The organism is Bacillus sp. CHD6a (assembly GCF_001293645.1).
In the GTDB taxonomy this organism is placed as follows: Bacteria; Bacillota; Bacilli; order Bacillales; family Bacillaceae_I; genus Sutcliffiella_A.
The window spans coordinates 1-19,140 of record NZ_LBMD01000016.1; the positions used below are offsets into that span (position 1 = coordinate 1).

The 19,140-nt window shown below is 38.3% G+C and carries 13 protein-coding genes; all 13 read left to right on the forward strand.

Annotation, left to right across the window (positions count from 1 at the left end; translation table 11 throughout):
• Nucleotides 1-277: 277 nt before the first annotated feature.
• The 13 genes from AAV98_RS12875 (at nucleotide 278) to AAV98_RS12940 (ending at nucleotide 19,122) form a co-directional block, all read left to right on the forward strand.
• Nucleotides 278-841 carry a hypothetical protein gene (locus AAV98_RS12875; protein WP_060665978.1) on the forward strand — a complete coding sequence of 188 codons (564 nt, stop codon included), beginning with the start codon at nucleotides 278-280 and terminating at the stop codon, nucleotides 839-841.
• Nucleotides 842-1,237: 396 nt separating this feature from the next.
• Nucleotides 1,238-1,888 (forward strand): hypothetical protein, encoded by a 651-nt coding sequence (locus AAV98_RS12880; protein ID WP_060665979.1) that lies wholly within the window; start codon nucleotides 1,238-1,240, stop codon nucleotides 1,886-1,888.
• Between the two features lie 11 nt (nucleotides 1,889-1,899).
• Complete coding sequence (locus AAV98_RS12885) at nucleotides 1,900-3,939, forward strand: DUF6792 domain-containing protein (RefSeq protein ID WP_060665980.1); 2,040 nt, start codon at nucleotides 1,900-1,902, stop codon at nucleotides 3,937-3,939.
• 59 nt (nucleotides 3,940-3,998) lie between these two features.
• The gene (locus AAV98_RS12890; RefSeq protein ID WP_156317758.1) at nucleotides 3,999-4,283 is read left to right on the forward strand and encodes a hypothetical protein; all 285 of its coding nucleotides are present in this window, start codon (nucleotides 3,999-4,001) and stop codon (nucleotides 4,281-4,283) included.
• A 192-nt stretch (nucleotides 4,284-4,475) separates the two neighbouring features.
• Nucleotides 4,476-4,769 (forward strand): WXG100 family type VII secretion target, encoded by a 294-nt coding sequence (locus AAV98_RS12895; protein WP_010192515.1) that lies wholly within the window; start codon nucleotides 4,476-4,478, stop codon nucleotides 4,767-4,769.
• Between the two features lie 108 nt (nucleotides 4,770-4,877).
• Nucleotides 4,878-5,117, forward strand: coding sequence for an EsaB/YukD family protein (locus AAV98_RS12900; protein WP_060665982.1), 240 nt, complete (start codon nucleotides 4,878-4,880; stop codon nucleotides 5,115-5,117).
• A 14-nt stretch (nucleotides 5,118-5,131) separates the two neighbouring features.
• The gene (gene essB / locus AAV98_RS12905; protein ID WP_060665983.1) at nucleotides 5,132-6,319 is read left to right on the forward strand and encodes a type VII secretion protein EssB; all 1,188 of its coding nucleotides are present in this window, start codon (nucleotides 5,132-5,134) and stop codon (nucleotides 6,317-6,319) included.
• 26 nt (nucleotides 6,320-6,345) lie between these two features.
• Nucleotides 6,346-10,767 carry a type VII secretion protein EssC gene (gene essC, locus AAV98_RS12910; RefSeq protein ID WP_060665984.1) on the forward strand — a complete coding sequence of 1,474 codons (4,422 nt, stop codon included), beginning with the start codon at nucleotides 6,346-6,348 and terminating at the stop codon, nucleotides 10,765-10,767.
• Complete coding sequence (esaA, locus tag AAV98_RS12915; protein WP_060665985.1) at nucleotides 10,764-13,625, forward strand: type VII secretion protein EsaA; 2,862 nt, start codon at nucleotides 10,764-10,766, stop codon at nucleotides 13,623-13,625. The genes essC and esaA overlap by 4 nt, the downstream gene beginning before the upstream one ends.
• On the forward strand, nucleotides 13,615-14,097 hold the full coding sequence (gene essA, locus AAV98_RS12920) for a type VII secretion protein EssA (protein ID WP_060665986.1): 483 nt from the start codon (nucleotides 13,615-13,617) through the stop codon (nucleotides 14,095-14,097). Before esaA ends, essA begins: the two co-directional genes overlap by 11 nt.
• 181 nt (nucleotides 14,098-14,278) lie before the next feature.
• Complete coding sequence (locus AAV98_RS12925) at nucleotides 14,279-16,027, forward strand: sigma-54-dependent Fis family transcriptional regulator (RefSeq protein ID WP_060665987.1); 1,749 nt, start codon at nucleotides 14,279-14,281, stop codon at nucleotides 16,025-16,027.
• A 383-nt stretch (nucleotides 16,028-16,410) separates the two neighbouring features.
• A complete protein-coding gene (locus AAV98_RS12935; RefSeq protein ID WP_060665989.1) occupies nucleotides 16,411-17,934 on the forward strand; it encodes a class I adenylate-forming enzyme family protein in 1,524 nt (507 codons plus the stop codon).
• Between the two features lie 12 nt (nucleotides 17,935-17,946).
• Entirely contained in the window at nucleotides 17,947-19,122 is a 1,176-nt protein-coding gene (locus AAV98_RS12940) for an acyl-CoA dehydrogenase family protein (protein WP_060665990.1), read from the forward strand.
• Nucleotides 19,123-19,140: the final 18 nt, after the last annotated feature.

The following is a 19,140-nucleotide window of genomic DNA, read 5'->3' on the forward strand; positions in this document are numbered from 1 at the left end:
GGCGTCTCAAGCCCGGAAGCAGTGGAAGAGAAGTTCAAACGGTAAGAGAGAAGGCGTCTCAAGACCTAAAGCAGTGGAAGTTAGTTTATACGGACGTGAAACCTAGTACAAGTAGTACTAAAGAAAGATGTTATTTTTTTAGAAAAGTTTTACTATGATAAGGTCCCATATAAGTGTTGTAACTTCAAATATTTACAATAAAAGGGGATTATTTGTTTAATACATAGGGAATCGTTTTATAGAAATTTAAAGATTGATTGTTGAAAGAAGGTAAACAATGAATATAAAGATGTTATTAGGAGTTTTAAGTTTAGTAACAATACTAGTTGGTTGTGGGATGCAAAATAAAGAAGATGTGCCTGATACAGTAGCTTTCCAAGATGAGTTTACAAAAGACTTTCTACAATCGTCTGAAGAAGTTGTAGAGGGACACTATCTCTTTAAGTCCCGAACGGACGGATATACCGTTCTCTTCCCTGTAAATGCTTCAATGGACAAAGCTGTATATGAAAGAACAGGAGATGAATTTGAGTCAGTAGGTTTTGTAGAAAATGTTGAAGAACAAAATCTATCATTCGTCTACAACATTTATTACGATGACCAACCAAGAGCAAACGATATTGAATTTAAGTTAAGTTTGTTTGAAACTTATATAAATTATACGGGGTATTTTGAAGAGTATACAAAAGATAAAATTTCCTACTATTATGCAGAAAATATATTTGAATATAAAGGCATGAAGAGCTACAGGTATTTTGCATATATTAAGCCAGACATTAAAAATAAAGGGATTAATTTCATTGGTAGAATAACTTGTATAGATAATGGTAAATCCTACTAAATGAACTATATTCTGTCTATTCTCCTTTTGTAAAAAGATAGTAAAAATGATTCGTAAGACCCGAAATTATATTTACAAATTAAAATCTATAAATTTTTAAGTAAAAAATCTACATTAATAAACAATTAATCATGCTAATGAACTATAAAATACGTACAACATTAATTTCCGGTTAGTTCCTAACTAACAGACAGGATTCGACAATTGTTTCAGTCAAATTGACTACTTTTAAATCACGTGGTAATTATTATATAGCTATAAAAAAGACCGAAAAAATCTTTTTGTAAATTAATATATTTTTTAATAAAAGGGATTATTTGTATAACGTATAGGGAATAAGTCTTTTAGAAAATACATATTATGCCACGTTGATGGCGTTGCCTAGGGGGAAGGGCTATGAAGAAATCAATGCTTCTAGGACTAATAAGTTCCATATTTTTGCTGGGAGGGTGCGGAGGAATGGTAAACCAAAATGGTTCAGAAAATTTCACAGATGCTCCAGATACTGCAGCATTTAAGGATGAGTTTACAAAAGACTTTTTAGTTTCTAATAAAGAGGTTAAAGAAGGCTTTTATTTATTTGATTCCGCAACAAAAGGCTATCAATTTCACTTTCCTGTCAACGGGTTCATTGAGAAGGAAATTTATGAAAGAAATGGAGACGAATTCGAATCTGTTAGCTTTTTTGATAACAAATTAAAAGAAGAGAATCTTCTGATGTACTATCGAATTATTTATGAAGATAGTAAACTTTCGAGTGATATTGAATTAAGCCTAGACCTACTCAAATCTAAGGTGGATTTTGAGGGAGAATACGAAGAATATACCATTAATAATAGTACATATTACTATGGCGAGAATATATCTGAATATGAGGGGCATAAAAGTTATCTTTTTTTCACCCTTATAAAACCCGATGGTAATGACAAAGGAGTTAGCTTTGTTGCAGAAATAAGTTGTGATGATATTTCTAAACAATGTACACCGGACAGTAGTCATGTAAAAGATAGAATAAAAGAAATAATGCATTCTTTTGACTTTGAATAATGGTGATAGAAATGAATGAGAATAAAGAAATATTATCAGAAATACTTAAAGCAAGAGTTGCTGAGATAGAGTATCGAGGCATAACTATTGAAGATATTAGAAGGATCTATATCGAAGAAACCGGTGAGGAACCTCCAGCTGAAATCACATTATATCATGCTAAGGATTATGCCCAGATCAATAATCAAGTAGATTCTGGATTTGATGGAACAGTAATTCATTTCTTAAATATAGAAACTGGCATCAATCAATCCTTTACAATTATAAGAGGTAGTGAAAAAAGAGAAAATTATGGTGAACCTGCAGAAGGGCCCCCTCATGATTGGTTTTATAACATGTTTGGTATTTTTGGAGGGAATATTCAAAGCCAATACAATCATGCAGAGGCATTTGATAAAAAGGTCACAGAAGAAATTAATGAAATGGTAGAAAAAGAAATGAACACATTAAGAAATGAAGGGAAGCCTGTAGCTGAAGTTAATTTGGTTAAACAAGGAATTGGGCATTCTCTAGGGGGGAATTTAATTCAAACTTTGCAAATCATTGAACAACCTTTTGAAGGGGTGTTTGTAATTAATGATGCACCTCCAAGTGTTTACCAACTCGCATATATAGATAGGAACTTTAGACAGGCAATTCGGATCAAGCTCGGGGCAACTACTATGAATGATATCTATAAAATGAATCCAAGAAAACTTACTGAATTTGGGGAAAAGTATTACAAAGAACGTGGCAAAACAATTCATCATCTTACAGTGCAAGAAGATATTTTGTATTCTTTGTTATCTTTAAGAGGATTTATGGATCTTGGTACACGAAGAGTCCTGGATACTTATCATTATACAGATGGCATTGCAAGATATATGAACAAAATATCAGACCAACATTTACACAATATCCAACAATTCGTCGCCAAACACGCCCCAGCCTATGAAAAAGCAGGAGTAGACGGCCTTAATAGAAGCATGTTCGGGTTCGACCAGGAATTCTTCACTCTCATTAGTAACATGAAACAGGATTGGAAAAAAATCTTCGAACCGCCGAAATGGAAGCGTGGAGCGGTACCGATGACGATTGGTGTCATCGGATTTGGAAGCTTTACAGTGGACATGCCGTTCGCATATCCAGTTAAAGAATTTCCAAGTGATTTCTTTTCGAGACAACAGGAGTTTGTCTCAAGGGCTTTAGAGATCAGAGCTAAACTGCAAGATTTGACAGAAGTTCTTCCTTCCTTACTTGCCTTGGTTGGAGAGATTAGTGAGGACCTGTTAAAGCTGATTAAGGTTCATGTAGAGGAAATGTCAGGTAGCATAGAGCGTATGATTGAAGCAATTGGCGGTGCTGCATTGGACATTGGAAAGAATCTGGTTAAAGGTTCCTTTACCAATAACTTGTCTCAACATGAGAATATCCTGACCTTAATTGAGCTGTCAGAAACAATAAAGCTTGAAAGCGGTAATATTCAAAATAGCTATCAAGCAATTATAAACGATACGAATGACTTTGTTGGAGAGTTTGGGGATGCTGCCCATGCACATGGCATGGAACATGTAGTTAACTCATTAAATCAGGTAAAAGGAAGACGGTACGAGGGATCTGATTTAATTCGTTATAAAAACGCCACAGATGGTAGGACCATTGAGGTCAACCTTTCTTCTGCTGTAAGGATTTATCAACTTGGTCTCGATAAATGCATGGAAAAGGAAGAAGCACTCTCTGCCTGGAGGAGACTGTATTATACGGAATATGTCGACGACCTGGAATTCAGGAAACAACGTGTGATGAACTCTATTCATCAGATGGAAGCAAACCCAAGGAATTACAGCCACCTTCTCCCGGTTTCAAATATTGATGTGAAAGTTACCAAGATTAATGTTCACGATTTTTTAAGGCCCCTTGATCCTATGTTTCAGGATTCCTTTGAAGGAATGTATCACTACCTTCGGGAGGAAATTGAAAAAAATAAAGCCATGATTAGCCGGGTCCGAAAGTCTATTGAAGAACTGTTTGAAAAAGATCAAAGTATTTCAAAGTTGTTTGAATTAAGGTAAAGGGGGTGGTAGGAATAGGACAGTATAAAACTTCGTATGTTTTTGCACCATATGAGGACTTGAGATTTAAGTATTTTCCTTTCAATGCCGAGTTAGGAAGAGTTCGAGAAATCAGTGATGAGTTGGCAAGTATTATCAATGCGGAACTCGAACTAAGTAAAGGTAAGTTTATTGAACAATCATTATTAGAATTTAATAAAAATCACCGGCTGTTTACGATTATCGCCAGTGATCAGTTAAGGCTGATGACTACCCTTTCCAACAAATACCACGAACATGTGGACGAGATGAACAGGCAAGAGTTGACAATCTTCTATGAAGAGGTCAATGAAACCATCCGTTGATACAATCAAAATATTTAGAAAAATAGCAATCTGTGAAAAAAATACTATTCTTAGAGGTTTTGTTTTTTTGAGTTAGGGGTATGAGTGGGTATATATTACTTATTTTACTAAAATTCCTAGTTGTAAATTGACCTTTAAGTTGTGTGTTTTTTACAATAAAAGTAACCTATTAAAGAAATGGAGCGATGTTAAATGTCAGGAATCATTCGCGTTACCCCTGCAGAGTTAGTTGGAATGTCCACTCGTTACAGAAGTGAAAGCAGCCAGGTTGGAGATCAAATCAACCGTTTGGATAACATGATTCGTGAGCTTGAAAGTGTATGGGAAGGTGAATCTAGCCGCGCATTCAGCGATCAATACCAATCCTTGAAGCCTTCTATCATTCAAATGCAACAATTACTTGAGGATATCTCCGTTCAGCTTAGCAACACAGCTAGAGCTCTTGAAGATGCTGATACTCAAATTGCAAGCCAGATCCGCGGGTAAATTGTTCTAATACAAATAGCTCCCTTCAAAAAAGGGCAGCCAAAAAGGAAGAAGGAGCGCCATTCTATAACAGTTGAATGCGTTCCTTCTTTTATGAGGTGAAAAACAATGTACATAGAAATAACAATCGATCTGAAAAACTACCAAAAGGAATCGTTTGATCTTCGTCTATCTAATTACCATACCGTGAAAAAAATGGTCGATATCGTGTGGCAAGCCGTTTCTCTCGCATCACCTCCAAGGGATGGGGAATGGGTAAGAGTAGTAAACAAACAATTGATATTATCAGGCTCAGACAAGCTTGTAGACCATGGTATTACGTCTGGCGACCGTTTGGAAATTTTATAAAGGAGCAATCTATCATGGCAGATCAAAGTCGAACATATCTGGAAGAAGAAATAGGCGCAACACTTTCTAGAGAAGGTGAAACGATCAAGCTGGTCTTTCAAAAAGAGAAAATCAAATTGGAAGATGCTGCTGAAATTCGGATGCTTCAAGAAATAAACTCAGTCATACATAAGAAAATGAAAGAAACAGAAGACGAGTTAACACTCATCTATCATCCCCCTCCTGCCTTTTCGTCTTTTGCAAAACTAAAAAAGAAGGATGAGAAAAGCAGATGGATTTTTTCCTCTCAATTAATTAAGAGTGTTAGGAATCACTCTCTTTCAAGACTACATCTTCTTATTTGTCCCGAAAATATGGTGGTGGATGAAAGTTTAACGCCCTATTTTCTTCACTATGGGGTGATGGAAAGTCTACCACCTTATGAAAAAGAGTCAGAAAAGCTATGGCAGGAAACCAAATCGGTCATTGCTTCTGCCATTGACGGGAAATACTCCTTTAAAGAATATCTCAAACTCTACCAAACATTGGAACTTTCACCTGCAGCCAAATCCATTATGAACGCTAAGGACGAAGAAGAACTATTAACATTTATCCATAATGGAATAAAAGGGTTGGAAGAGAAGGAGAAACAATTTATTCGACTACCTGAAAAACGATGGAAGTTCACCAAGTATGCCACCATCGGACTGACTGTTCTTTTGTTACCTGCGCTCGTATTAGTGATATATTCCTTTCTTTTCGTTCAACCGAAACAGGCGGCGTATGTACAGAGTTCTGAACATTTTTTACAAAGTGAATACAGTGAGGTAGTCGATACATTAAATGGATATGAGGCACAAGAGATGCCAAGAGTGGTGCAATATAAGTTGGCAACATCCTATATCATTAATGAATCTTTAAATGAAGAGCAAAAAGATGCTCTCCAAAACAGGATAACCTTGCAATCCGATCCGCAGTACTATCAGTATTGGATACATATTGGTCGCGGAGAGGCACAAGCGGCGTTAGATATCGCGAGATCTTTAGAAGATTCGGAGATTATTCTATATGGCTTATTGAAATATAAAGAACAAATCAGAGCTCAGGACGATCTTACAGGGGAAGAAAAACAGAATCAACTTAAAGAAGTCCAAGATGAGATTGATGAGTATGCAAAGGCAATTCAAGCTTTAGAAGAAGAGCAAGAGGAAGAGTCCAACTAACTGTAAGGTTGAAATGAGGTGAGTATATGAGTAATTTCTGGTTGTTCTATCAAGACAACTATCAGAAGCTATCTATAGAGACTGGGATTATAAGTGTAGGTTCTGAGGTTGAGGACCAACTTACTGTACGTAATTTTCCATTTTCGGAGGGCCCTTTGCTTGTCGATATCCAACATGACAAATTCACTGTAAAACAAAAGGGTGGAATGATAGGAAGCGGTACATACGCTCAACCGTTTGAATGGAAAGATAAAGAGAACGAGTTAAAAATGGTACTTTCTCCTAGTCCATTCTATTCCAAAACCTATTATTTAGGTAGTAGAGAACAGGTAGATTTTTCCTTCCGTGAAGGAGAAATGATTTCGTTTACTAGAAACTTTTCAAGAAAATGGGTTGTCCATATTACGGATGAAAATTGTTTCTTGAATGGCCATAAGCTTTATCAAGATATAATTCTAGAGGTAGGGGATCTTCTGCTCTTTTCTTATATGGAGATAAGGATCAGAGAAGAGGATATATTGGAAGTTTCAAGCTTCAAAGAGTATGACACAGACCTCTCTGAGATAATGTCACCACAATCAGAAATGCAAAAGAAGTATCCAAGCTATCGTCGAACTCCGAGGATGGTCTATGAGCTGCCTGATGATAAGGTTTCGCTGCAATTTCCTACACAGGAATCGGACGATAATAATAAGGGTCTGTGGCTGATTATCATGCCTCCCCTTATCATGCTTATTGTAATGGGAGTGGTTGCTCTTGTTGCACCGCGGGGCATATTCATCATCATTTCCATGGTTATGTTTATGACCACACTTATTACGTCCACGGTCCAATTCTTTAAAGAAAAAGCAAACCGTAAAAGAAGCGAAGAGCGTAGAAAAAGAGTTTATACCCTTTATTTGGAAAATAAGCGAAGAGAGCTACAAGCGTTAGCAGATAAGCAGACTAATGTACTCACGTTTCATTTCCCATCCTTTGAACGAATGAAATATCTGACAAGACAAATTTCCGATCGAATATGGGAAAGGTCATTGGAAAGCCATGATTTCTTACAATTCCGTTTAGGACGAGGCAAAGTACCATCCAGTTATGAAATATCCATTAATTCCGGTGATATGGCTAATAGAGAGATTGATGATTTACTAGAGCAATCTCAGCATTTAGAAAAGGTTTATAGGGAAATAGACCATGTTCCGGTGGTAGCGGATTTATCTAAAGGTGCGATCGGATTAATTGGAAAAGAGTCCGTCATGAAAAATGAAATCCATCAGATTATCGGTCAGTTATCCTTCTTTCATAGTTACCATGACCTGCGATTTGTATTTATTTTTAATGAAAAAGAATATGAACAATGGGAATGGGTGAAGTGGCTTCCGCATTTTCAAATACCGCAATCCTTTGCAAAGGGTTTAATCTATAATGAACAGACAAGAGATCAGTTGCTTTCTTCCATTTATGAAATGCTCAGAGAAAGAGATTTATTGGAAGACAAAGAGAAGGTAGCCTTTTCACCGCATATCGTTTTTATTATTACAGAACAGCAATTAATAGCAGATCATGTCATTCTTGAATATCTCGAGGGAGATCATAAAGACCTTGGTATTTCAGTCATTTTCGCTGCGGATTCCAAAGAAAGTCTGTCCGATAACATAGAAACCCTTGTGAGGTATATCAATACCCAAGAGGGAGACATTCTAATCCAAGATAAAAAAGCAGTTTCCATCCCTTTTAGATTGGATTCTCATAAAAGAGAAGGGAACGAAGTCTTCTCAAGAATGCTTAGAACTCTTGATCACCAGGTGGGAATGACCAACTCCATCCCAAATAGCATTTCTTTCTTAGAAATGATGAAAGTAAAAGAAGTGGGGATGCTGCCGATACAAGAAAACTGGCTTACAAGGAAGTCCTCTAAATCTTTGGCTGTACCTATCGGGTTAAAAGGTAAAGAAGACATTTCAGTACTAAACCTACATGAAAAAGCACATGGTCCACATGGCCTTTTAGCAGGTACAACGGGATCTGGGAAAAGTGAATTTTTGCAAACTTATATTCTGTCACTTGCTATTCACTATCACCCGCATGAAGTAGCGTTCCTGCTCATTGACTACAAAGGTGGAGGAATGGCCCAGCCGTTTGAAAAAATGCCTCATTTACTAGGAGTCATCACTAATATTGAAGGAAGCAAGAACTTCAGCGCAAGGGCGCTTGCTTCCATAAAAAGTGAACTGAAAAGGCGCCAGCGATTGTTTGATCAATACAAAGTCAATCATATTAATGCTTACACAGACCTGTATAAGCAAAATAAAGCAGAAGAACCTTTGCCGCATTTGTTCCTCATTTCCGATGAGTTTGCAGAATTGAAAGCGGAAGAACCAGAGTTTATCCGCGAGTTGGTTAGTGCCGCCCGTATAGGAAGAAGTTTAGGTGTGCATCTTATCCTCGCTACTCAAAAACCAGGTGGAGTCATTGATGAACAGATCTGGAGTAACGCCCGCTTTAAAGTCGCGTTAAAAGTACAAGATGCAGATGATAGCAGGGAGATTCTGAAAAATGGAGACGCCGCATCCATTACCGTTACCGGTAGAGGTTATCTTCAAGTAGGGAATAACGAAGTTTATGAACTGTTCCAGTCAGCTTGGAGCGGGGCACCTTATCAAGAGGATACTTCTGAATCAGAAGATGAGGTAGCTTTTGTTACTGACCTTGGGCTTGTCCCGTTGTCTGATGTATCAACATCCAAAAAGAAAAAGAAAAGTGCACAAACGGAAATTGGAGCTGTAGTGGAAGAAATCCATTCCGTTCAGCAACATATGGGCATCCGACAACTTAACAGCCCATGGCTCCCTCCTTTAGAAGGAAGACTTTCACGCAAGAACTATATGGCAGAGGAGCAAGGTTTCATTCCGCTTGCATTGATGGATGAGCCTGAAAAACAATCGCAAACAGTGTATGAATATGAACTTGTGGAGGATGGAAACATCGGGATATTCGGTTCATCCGGGTATGGGAAGTCCCATACGATTCTAACGCTATTGTTAAGTATGGCAGAAAAGTATACGCCAGAAGAGTTGCACTATTATATCTTTGATTTCGGTAATGGAACCTTACTGCCAATGCGTCAGCTTCCACATACGGCAGATTTTTTCTTGATGGATGAGGAACGGAAGATTGAGAAGTTCATGCGAATCTTGAAGGATGAAATGGCTAGACGTAAAAACCTGTTCCAACAGCAAGAAGTGAGTTCCATAAAAATGTTCAATTCTCTGAGTGAAGAAAAACTACCTATCATTTTTATGACGATTGATAATTTTGATCTGATCAAAGAGGAAATGCAAGATCTTGAAATGCAAATCAACCAGTTTGTCCGTGATGGTCAGTCACTGGGAATCTACATGATATTTACGGCCACAAGGGTCAACTCTATCAGACAATCGTTAATGAACAATCTGAAAACAAAAATTGTTCACTATCTGATGGATAATAGTGAAGCCTTCACTATTTTAGGAAGGGTCCCCTATAATCCTGAACCAATTCCAGGTAGAGCGATTATAAAAAAAGATGAAGCGTACTTCTCACAAGTCTTTTTACCAGGAGAAGGGAAAGACGATTTTGAAATACTAGATGCCATTCGAAGAGATGTCGAATCGATGAAAGAAAAGTATCGAGATTACAAGGAACCACAAGCCGTTCCAATGCTTCCTTCTGATCTTAATGTCATTAATTTTGCAAAATATACAGAAGGCAAGCTAAGAAAAGGCCTAGTTCCTATCGGACTGGATGATGAGCATGTCCAACCTGTATTTATTAATTTTGAAAAATATAAGCATTGCATCGTGGTAGCACAAGCTCAAAAAGGCAAAACAAATGTGATGAAAGTAATATTGAATACGACACTAGATCAGGGTGCTGAATCTATTGGACTTTTTGATTCCTTTGACAGAAGCCTTTCCAATTATACGGAAGAAGACAATGTCACCTACTTAGAAACAAAAGAACAGATAACCAATTGGGTGGAACAAGTGGAACAGAAGTTGTTTGCTAGAGAAAGTGATTACCTAGAAAAGGTTCAATTTGGCGACACATCGATGGATTATCCGCCAATTTTCCTTGTAATTGACGGGTATGCAAGGTTTATTCAAACACTTGACCCGATGCTGCAAGACAAATTTGCAAGGCTGATTAAAAACTACAGCCACTTAGGATTTAACATTGTTGCCTCAGGCAGTAACAATGATCTGTCAAAAGGCTACGATACACTAACAATGGAAGTAAAACAGATTCGTCAAGCACTGGTACTGATGAAAAAGTCAGAGCAGAATATTTTCACTCTTCCCTATGAGCGAAACGAAGAAGAAATACATCCAGGATATGGTTATTATGTAATCAACGGAAAAGAAATGAAAATTCAGATTCCGCTTTGTACAACGGAAAGGAAGGTATTTACATGACGGGAAAAACCACCTATATCATAAAAATGGTGTTGGTTATTCTCCTAATCCTTGTGACACCTGCAGTTTTCTTTGGATCTGTCGGGGAAAACCCGATGGAAGTGAAAAGAACCGCTTCAAGAGTAATTGCAGTAGTAAATGAAGACACAGGAATGGAAAAGGATGAAAAAGCCCTAGAGTTTGGAAAGGAGATTTCCTCCATTTTTGAGGAAGATTCCAAATATGAATGGACAGTAATGGGCAGGAGTGCAGCAGCAAATGGCCTGAAGGATTCCAAATATGATGCAGTTGTTTATATTCCTTCCAATTTCTCTACCAACATCATGACTTTTGAAAGTAATCAGCCAGTTAAAGCAGATTTTGAATACACGGTTCAAGATCAATTGAATGTCATTGATCGTGAAAAGGTACTTCGTGAAATAGAAAAAGCGACTGGTAAAGTCAATAGCAGGATTTCAACGCTTTATTGGACATATGTTTCACAGGACTTAGAAAACGTCCGAACTCATTTTGATACGATTTTACAAAAGGAAATAGATTTTCAGAATGCCATGCTAGCATTCTATAAACCTACTTCCTTAAATCTAGCATCTGAAATTGAAAGACAACGTTCAATGCTCGAAAGCCTCCAATCAACTGTTGCAACTGTCAGCCAAGACGCACCAGGAAGAGAAAACACCGTCCAACAGTTCGAAGACAACCTAACATCTTTTGTGCAATTTGTTGAAGAGTTTAGAGAATATCAAGCTAACCAACAATTGGTTTTACAAGAACTGCAGGATGAGAGCATGGGAAGTATTCAGCTCTTAGCGACGGCTCAACCTTCCAGATATGCACAGGTGCAGGATTATTTGTCTCAAGAAGGTACAGAGATCAATAACGGGTTAGAGTCTATTAATAGTAGTATGGAGAATAACAATACTGCGTTTTCCGAGCTGTCTGAATTAAGAAAGTCAGAAGTTGACAGGCAAACTGGGGATATGCAAGTATTCTTTGAACAACAAGAACAGATTGCTTTTTCACAAAAGAATGCGGACTTAAGTGAATTGGAAGTCACGATAGAAAATCTTAAAGGTGAACTGGAAAAGGAAGGAGATAAAGAACCTGGAAAGCCTGAAAATCCTAACCCAGCTGTAACCATTTCCTCTAAGAACAAAGTGAAGAATAATGAAGCAGAAGTAGTGGTCCCAGAAAACAGAAGTTTTGAGAATGAGATAAAAGAATTAAATGCGATTGCAGCCGATATGAACACCATCAAAACAAATATTGATAATCTCGGAGAAAGAGTTCCAGAAGAAGTAATGACAGTCTTAACTCCCTTAGAAAGTTTATCTTCAAGAATATCAGCTGTTGAAGAAAGCCTTAAAGGTGTAGAAGGTGAAAATCCTTTATTAAAAATAATTGAGGAGCTGGAGGCAGAAAAACAAGCATTAGAAGAAGAAGTTGTAGGATATCTGGAACAAATCTCTGAACTGGAAGAGGCTATTGAGGCTTTAAAAGGGGACAAAGAATCCTTATCCAATAACCTACAAACCGTCATTAATGAGATCGAGAAACAAGAAGAAGAAATCTTGGATCAGATTCAGAGTGGAGAAAGAAAAGCAAGGTTGGAAACTATTTTTCAACAGGAAATCAATAATAATAACACAAAAGACTTATTGGATTATCATGCTTCCCTTGTTCAATATGACCAAACGTTGAATAGAAATATTGATGAAGATGTTGAGGCGCTGATAAAGGACATTCAAACTATATTAAATGTGTCTGACCCCGAACAAGAAGGATGGAACAGTATTACAGCTGCCCTGCCATCTACCATGGAACAGATGCAGGCCCTTCAGGACAATTTCACCGTCTTTATGGAAGGATACAGAGCAAATATTGAAGAGCAGCAGACAGCTATCATGAATGATATCTCTACCCTTGAAAAGAGTGCAAACAATGTAATGGAGCAGGTTCAATTATTTGCTACTAATGAACCAACTCCAACGAATGGCAATGATGGGAATACGGTAGTAACCAGACAGCAGACCATTAGCCAGGAATTATTGACATTGAATGAGCTGGTCACTTCCGTAGGGGAAAGTCAGTCCAACATAGTCTCTTATACGACAGAGCTTCAAACAAATGTGGAAAATGTACAAAATGATGCAGACACACTAAATGCCAAGTGGGCAGAGAATGTTGATGCAACTAGAATGTATAGAGATGATATCTTTAATGTCCTAGGAAATGCTTATGTGGACGGACAGAAGAATGGACCTGTTTATGAGCACCTTTCTAATCCATTGCAAATAAGCGGAGATGCGGCTAGTGGCACAGAAGATAATAGAATTCCTCCAGTTGTAGTACTTGCGATTATCTTGATTAGCAGTCTATTAATCGGGTATTTCAGCCATTATTTCAACAGTGCACCAATGCTCGTGCAAGGATCCATGTTTATTCTATTAAATATCATTGTTGGCTTGATCATTAGTCTCTATGGATTAAACATCTACCCATTAGCAGAAGATCGTGCAATACAATGGTCCATTTTCACCATCCTTTTGCTTACCACTGCTTCTGCAGTTGTGCTTGCAGGGTTCAGCATGGGTAAATTAGTTGGATGGATTGCAAGTGTTGGACTGGTTATTTTCTTTATCAGCCCATTCCTTACACTGACAGCTCCAAATATTAATTATGAAGATCCAATGTCACGAGTGTACATGTCCATTCAATACGGTGCTAGCTCACTCTTTATGACAGCGGTAATCACCTTAATTGTCATTCTCTTGTTGCTGCTTGTTTTACCGCAAATAGTGAAATATTTTAAGAGTAGTAACGATAAAAAGAATGAAGATGAAGTGTATGAAGGCTAAGGTTGCATTACATTTCATATCCGTATCTGTACTGATTGCTATAATGCCCTTTACTGGGACAGTTACTTTGGCTGAATCAGATATTGAATCTCTCAAGCCGAACAGTTATGAGAAAAAGGATTTTAAAGAAAATACAGATTTCCTGCGTGAAAATAATCTCAATGAACGCAGGGAATCTGTACCAGAAGAACAGAAACTACTAACGTTCCAAAAACGTGAAAAAAAAGCGGAAGATGACTTTGCAGGAACATTGTTTATGACTGGTGAAAAAAAATCTACCACCATACAAGCTACCTCTCAAGAGTTGAAACTTTTCACAGAAGATGACAACTCCAGGTACCAAACGGCGGTTGCCTCCGAAAGCTCGTCCAAAACCAACAGTATCACCATTCTCTTATTTGGATTCTTAGTCATAGCCTTGATCCTAATGCTAGCAATCATCTTACCAAGAATGGCAAAAGAAAAAGCATAGCACGAACCCCCTTCTCCATAGGAGAGGGGGGTTCATTGTGTTAGTTGACCATTAAGAATAATAGCCTGGAACAGAATTCAGCAGATAGAGGAAGTTTAATCTGTTAAAAAGATAAAATATTCTAAAAAATATAAAAATAAGCTACAATAGAGTTACACTGTGACAAGAAGGTGGAAATTCTGTGATCTCCTTAAAAGAAATGTTAACGCCAATTCCTTATCAAATAAAAGAAAGCACTACACTCGTGGAAGCATTAAATATAATGAATGAAGAAAAATATGGTATCTTGCCTGTTGTGGATACACACGAAAAATTAATCGGTGTCTTTACAAGAAGCAGACTTTTTCAAATGGTGAAACAAGAGAGGCCGCTAACCACTCCTATCAAGAATTACATCAAAAGAGATGTCTATTCACTAAAGGAAGATACTCCATTTAAAGAATTGGAGGAAATAGTACGAAATAGTTCAGTAGGAACTGGTGTCGTTGTTGATGCTGAAAACAGAGTCCTTGGTCTATTTACCAAAGCGGATATGGTGATGGGGCTTCTGAATGTTACCAGAACATTAAATTTGAAACAATCACTACAGACGGCAATGGACCATGCCTATGACGGAATACTATTGGCAGATGATACACAAACAATCCAAATGGTGAGCCCTTCACTTTTGGAATTGTTCAACATGGAGTATCAGGATGTTTTACATAAACAAACAGATAAAGTATTTCCGCATTTCCAACTATCAAAAATTTTTGAATCAGAAGAAGCCGAAGTTAGTGATTTCCAAGAAATCAATGGAATTAAGTATATTATTCATCGCATCCCGGTTTTACAAGAGGGACGTATGGTCGGTGCAATCGTTAAGATTATGTACAGGCAACTTAATGAAGTCAATGAACTTTTCAAAAGACTTCAAAAAGCCGAAAACAAAGCAAGCTTCTATCATACAGAACTGAAAAAATCTGAGAGTGCAAGATTTACTTGGGATCATATCACAACCGTAAACCCAGTGATGGAAAAAATAAAAAAGAGTGCGGCAAAAGCAGCTAAAGGTCGCTCTACCATATTAATAAGAGGAGAGAGCGGGACAGGTAAGGAGCTATTTGCACATGCAGCTCATAACAGTTCGGCAAGGAAAGATGGAAAGTTTATTGTGGTGAACTGTGCAGCGATACCAGAAGATCTGTTAGAATCCGAGTTTTTTGGATACGAAGATGGTGCTTTTACAGGGGCAAGATCTAAAGGGAAAATTGGTAAGTTCGACTTAGCAAATGGAGGCACCCTATTTTTAGATGAAATAGGGGACATGTCCTTGAATCTACAGGCCAAGCTATTAAGGGTGCTCCAAGAGAGAGAATTCTATCGTGTAGGTGGTACCAAAAGGATTCATGTAGATGTGAGAATAATAGCAGCTACCAATCGTAACTTAGAAGAGATGGTGAAGGAAGGAACATTCCGTGAAGATCTTTACTACCGTTTGAACGTCATTTCTTTATTCATTCCACCTCTACGGGAAAGGATGAGGGATATACACATTCTTTCCGAAAAAATGATGTGCGACCTAAACCGCATTATTGGTACGAGTATTACCGGTATTGAGGCACGTGCAAAGGATATTTTGTTGTCCTATCATTGGCCAGGAAACGTTCGTGAACTTAGAAATGTGATGGAGAGAGCGATGACTTTTGCAGAGCATGGGAAGATTAAAGTAGAAGATCTGCCGGACTATATGCTCGGAGGTGCTCAGGTATTAGTGGAAGAAGTTGCAGCTACGCATGAGGAATCGATGGTTGAGAGTGCACAGAGGCTTGCAATTGAAACAGCTTTGACAAAAACAAAAGGAAATAAAGCGAAAGCTGCGAAGATGCTGGGAATCAGCAGGTCAAGTCTTTATGATAAATTGAAGAAGTACCAACTGAATGAGAAGTGAATGGTAAAAAGGCGGATTCTTTAGGAATTCGCCTTTTATGGTTTGGAATTCCCCTGTCCAATAATATCGATTGGAATTATAGAAAAATTCCGCTCACAACGGTGTTTGGACAACTTACAAGCTACTTCGGTCAGCTTTTACTACTTGTATTTTGAGGTTCGGTCAAAAATGCAAAATCTTCGGTCAACTATCGGAAAACTTCGGCCAACTTTTGAAAAACTTCTAGGTCGAATACAGTGTAAACAAAGAAGTGTCCAGATATTGGACGCTTTTTTTATTTCAGAACAAATGATGGAAGGTAACATCCCCTTGCAGACAGTCTATCAGTCTTGGCATACTTCTTGCATAAATACAGTTGTATTAAAAAAAGGGGAGGAAAGTGTATGAACATTGGAATGTATCTATCACAAAATGCTAGAAAGGTACCAGAGAAGCTTGCCATTGATTGTGAAGGGAGGCAGTATAATTACGACCAGTTCAACAGGGAAGTAAATAAGCTCTCTCACGGACTGTTAAAGCTGGGTATCTCTAAAGGCGAGAAAGTGGCTTTCATGATGAAAAACTCGGATACCTTTGTTTTCTCTTATTTTGCAGGTGCAAAAATCGGTGCCGTGATCGTACCGATGAACTTTCGATTAACCTCCTCTGAAATTCAATATATTTTAGAGCAGTCTGAAGCGAAAGTTGTAATCTGTGACGATGAATTTGAAGAAACTATTTCAAAGGCAATCGCAGGCAGTGCCGTGGAACACGTAATTGTGGTAGGGACGCCAAGCATTGCTGAAAACCGGTCTTATAAGGAAGTACTTTCAACCAATGAAGAGGATCCAAAAGTGGAAGTGCTTGAAACGGATGATTTAGAAATTTTGTACACTTCTGGAACGACAGGACGCCCTAAAGGTGCTTTGTTTGACCACAGAAGAATCTTCAATGTAGGCCTTTCTATGATGATCAGTATGGGCATCAATCAGCAAGAGCGCTTTTTACATATTGCACCGTTGTTCCATTCTGCACAGCTGAATTTATTCCTTGTATCGGGAACGGTACTTGGAGCGACACACTTCATTCATCGTGATTTTCATCCAGTTCATACACTGCAAGCGATACACAAACATAAGATCACTCATTTCTTTGGAGTGCCAGCCATGTTCAATTTTCTTTTACAAGTACCAAATGTTGATAGCTATGATCTCTCCTCCATCAAGCGTTGTGGATATGGAGCGGCACCAATGGCACCAGAACTTGTAAAAAAGAGTATGAGTTTATTTAATAATGATCAATTCTACAATCTATGCGGCTTAACGGAGGCTGGGCCAAACGGAATCCTATTAGATCCACTCGGCCACAAAAAACATCTAGGTAAAAATGGCAAACCTTCATTTTTAACGGAAGCAAGAGTTGTCGATGAAACTGGAACGGACATAGAAGTTGGGGCCGTGGGAGAACTGGTTCTAAAAGGTGAATCTATTATGAAAGATTACTATAAAAAACCGGAAGAAACAAAAGCTGCGTTAAAAGATGGATGGTTATATACAGGAGATTTGGCCACCGTTGACGAAGAAGGTAATATCACCTTAGTAGATCGCAAAAAAGACATGATTATCTCGGGAGGGGAAAACGTCTATTCTATTGAAGTAGAGGAAGTGTTGTATGAACACCCTCAAGTTCTTGAGGCTGCTATTATCGGACTGCCGGATGAGGTATGGGGAGAAGCGGTATGTGCAGTTGTGGTTCCTCATAAAGATCAAGTGGTCAATAAAGAGGAACTTAAACAGTTCTGCCGTCAAAAGCTTGCTGGTTACAAGGTCCCCCGTAAAATATTTATAGAAGAGATGCTGCCGAGAAATGCTTCTGGAAAAATACTGAAATATCAACTGAGACAGCAATTAAATCAAGTAAAAGCATAGGAGTGAAGTAATTTGAAATCGCTTTCATCAAAACGAGAACCAAGAAAACATCCATACTTAACAGAGGACCATCAACAATTTAGAAAGTCTTTACGCAAGTTTTTGGAAAGAGAAGCAGTTCCTTTTTATGATGAGTGGGAAAATGACCGTATTATTCCTCGCTCGTTTTGGACGAAGATGGGGGAACAGGGCTATCTTTGTCCTGATATTGATGAAAAGTATGGTGGAAGCGAGACGGACTGGGGTTATTCTGTAGTCATTAACGAAGAACTAGAACGTGTCGGAACAGGCCTAATTGGAGTTGCACTTCATAATGATATCGTGGTCCCTTATATCACAAGCTTTGGGACAGAGGAGCAGAAACAAAGATGGCTGCCATCCTGCGTAACTGGTCAATCCATTACGGCCATTGCAATGACAGAACCTGGGACGGGATCAGATTTAGCCAATATCAAAACAACTGCTAGACTTGAAGGTGACCATTATATTGTTAATGGTGCTAAAACGTTCATTACTAACGGTATCCATGCCGATTTAGTGATAGTGGCAGTCAAGACGGATACAGATATACGCCCGCAGCATAAAGGAGTCAGTCTGCTTGTAATGGAAAGGGGACATTCAGGCTTTTATAGAGGCAGGAAGCTAGACAAAGTGGGATTACATTCTCAAGACACGGCCGAGTTATTTTTTGAAGATTGTAAGGTTCCTAAGGAAAACCTCCTTGGTGAAGAAGGTCGCGGGTTCTTATACTTAATGGATAAACTTCAGCAAGAAAGGCTGTTAGTGGGCATTGGAGCCCAGATTGCTTCAGAAGAAATGCTGCAATCCACGATTGACTATGTTAAAAGCAGGGAAGCGTTCGGGAGACCTGTTAGCCAATTTCAGAATACTCAGTTTAAAATAGCGGAAATGGCAACTGAAGTAGAGATGGGAAGAGCTTTTCTTGACCAGCTAATCTCCGATCATATTGCCGGCGAAGATGTGGTGACAAAGGTATCGATGGCGAAATGGAAGCTAACAGAGATTGCAAGAAACATTGCAACCCAGTGTATGCAGCTTCATGGCGGTTACGGTTATATGGAAGAATACAAGATTGCAAGAAGATATCGTGACATTCCAGTTGCCAGTATTTATGCAGGAACCAATGACATTATGAAAACGATCATTGCCAAAAACTTAGGATTGTAGGAAGGGAGACTATTCACC